The organism is Leptolyngbya sp. FACHB-36, from assembly GCF_014695955.1.
Taxonomy (GTDB): domain Bacteria; phylum Cyanobacteriota; class Cyanobacteriia; order Leptolyngbyales; family Leptolyngbyaceae; genus FACHB-36.
In genome coordinates this window covers 1-2,404 of sequence record NZ_JACJPG010000588.1, presented here as the reverse complement: position 1 = coordinate 2,404, position 2,404 = coordinate 1, and the positions used below count along the sequence as shown (strand labels likewise).

Sequence of the window (2,404 nt, the reverse complement as noted above, 5' to 3'; positions counted from 1 at the left end):
ATGCGGGAGAGGTTAGGGAACTTTTGAGTCATAACCTAACTATATCGTTATTGATATAATTCCTATGTTTAATATGCATTGGACACATTATGCACAGCGTGCCATGATCGACCTAGTTGCATTCGTGTTTGCCGTCAACTAAGGATTTCCTGCATTCGTCAGCGACGCTTTAAACTTCAGTGATGTTTTTTTACGGTAATGAGTCATGACTAATAGCAACCCGCAAGATGATGCAACACCCAATAACAATGCTTTCCGTCTAGCAATAAGGCGAAAGGTTTCCCGTCGGTCGGTACTTGGACTGTTAGGGTTTGGTGCCGCCACCGCTGCCTTAACACCCACTTTTCTTAAGACGGCACAGGCACAGAATCAAACTCAACCGTCGCAAACTGCTCCAAACCAATCCTCGCAGATCATCACGAAAGAGATCCCGCGCACAAAGGAGCAACTGCCTGCGATCGGGCTGGGAACGTTTATGACCTTTGATGCTTTGTCTAATCAGCCACGCGCTCATCTTCAGCAAGTGATGCGCCGCTTTTGGGATGCAGGCGGGCGAGTGGTTGATACCTCACTGCTCTACGGAATGTCGGAAGTGAACGTGGGCGAATTTGCTAGAACACTCGGCTTGACCAATGACTTGTTTATTACGAACAAAACCTGGGCAACTGGTGAGTATCTGGGCGATTCCAGTCAGGCGCAGCGTCAGTTAGAACAATCACTGAAGCGATTGTTCCGCGATCGTATTGATGTAATGCAAGTTCATAGCTTGGTGAATGTAGACGCGATTTTACCCCTACTAAAGGCATGGAAAGCAGAAGGTAGAATTCGCTACGTGGGCGTTACCCATCACGATCCGTTGTATTTTGCTGCGCTTGAAAGGTGGATCGAGAACGGCGATCTGGACTTTGTTCAACTTCGCTACTCAATTCGTCAGCGTGGAGTTGAAGACAGAATTCTTCCTGCGGCGGCGCGAGGAACAGCCGTCTTAGCTAACATGCCCTTCGAGAAAGCCCGTCTTTTTGAATTGGTAAAGGGGCAGCCACTACCCGATTTTGCCAGCGATTTTGGCTGCGAGAACTGGGCACAGTTTTTTCTCAAGTATGTGATTTCTCACCCGGCTCTAACCTGTGCGATTCCCGCGACCACAAACCCCGATCACGTTGCTGAGAATATGGGGGCACTAAGAGGATCGCTACCTGATGCTTCGATGCGCGCCCGGATGGTGAAACACATGGAAAGTCTTCCCGGTTTTGACAACCTTCTCCAAACGCCCTGGTATCCAGGCAAGCATTTTAGCGGGTTGGTTCGCCTGCCAAATCCACGTCCAATCGGTTGAGATGGAGTATAGATTATGCTACCTAGATATCTGCTTTCCCTGTTCGTTTTGACCTTTTCGGTTAGTGCGCTAGGGTCGCCCGTACTCAGTCAAGCGCAAAGCCAAATGCCCTATTGGACTGAAGCTGCGCCGCCCACGGTCGCTCGGCAAGAGCTTTATCCAGAAGTTTTGAACGGAAAAATTTACGTAGTCGGCGGTTTACTCAGCCCAAACACTGGGTTCTCGGCTCATTTCGAGTCTTATGATCCAGTCAATAATGCCTGGACAGTCTTGAGACCGCTACCCGAAGCCCGTCATCACATTACACTGTCGGCAGTCAAGGGCTTGCTCTATGGTATTGGCGGTTTCACAGGCGGCTTTCCAGACTGGCGGGCGCAGCCGACCATGTTCATCTACGATCCTGCCGCTAATACTTGGACTGGAGGGACTGACCTACCAGCGGCTCGTGCCGAGGGCGTAGCCGCAGTGGTCGATGACAAGATATACCTAATTGGTGGGCGCGTTCGAGCCACTGACAAGGCTCGGTTGTTCAATGACCACATTGATAGTGTGCGAAACGAAGTCTTTGATCCCACAACGAGGCGTTGGTCAGCGCGTGCCAATGCACCGACAGCGCGAAACAGTGCCGCGTCGGCTGTGATTGCTGGCAAGATCTATGTGGTGGGCGGTCGCAAGTTTGTCAAGCATGCGGATGGTACGACGCAGCAGGTGAATGTGCCCCACCTTGAGGTCTACGATCCAAAGCTCGATCACTGGGAGACGCGATCGCCAATGCCTCAAGCCCAAGGGGGTCTGGCTGCAACTGCACTCAACGGCAAGCTTTATGTGTTTGGCGGCGAACAATGGGTTCCAGAGCAAAAAGTTTTCGCCGAAAGTTGGGTATACGATCCGGCAACCGACGCTTGGGAAGCCTTGTTGCCTTTGCCGACCCCACGACATGGATTAGGAGCAGCCACAATTGGCAACCGCATCTTTGTGTTTGGTGGCGGCACGAAAACAGGCGGCAATGCCGCGACAACAATTCACGAGGTGCTGGTACTGCCTTAAGTCATCGTTTGCAGACGCTAT

The 2,404-nt window shown here is 51.5% G+C and carries 2 protein-coding genes; both read left to right on the top strand.

The features are described from left to right. The first annotated feature begins 205 nt into the window (after positions 1-205). The gene (locus tag H6F43_RS17195) at positions 206-1,336 is read left to right on the top strand and encodes an aldo/keto reductase (protein ID WP_190343942.1); all 1,131 of its coding nucleotides are present in this window, start codon (positions 206-208) and stop codon (positions 1,334-1,336) included. Positions 1,337-1,351: 15 nt separating this feature from the next. Beyond that, complete coding sequence (locus H6F43_RS17190; protein ID WP_190343941.1) at positions 1,352-2,383, top strand: kelch repeat-containing protein; 1,032 nt, start codon at positions 1,352-1,354, stop codon at positions 2,381-2,383. Positions 2,384-2,404: the final 21 nt, after the last annotated feature.

Bases quoted from the DNA above. Each gene is read 5' to 3' on its own strand.
- H6F43_RS17195 (WP_190343942.1), top strand. From the start codon at position 206: ATGACTAATAGCAACCCGCAAGATGATGCAACACCCAATAACAATGCT.
- H6F43_RS17190 (WP_190343941.1), top strand. From the start codon at position 1,352: ATGCTACCTAGATATCTGCTTTCCCTGTTCGTTTTGACCTTTTCGGTT.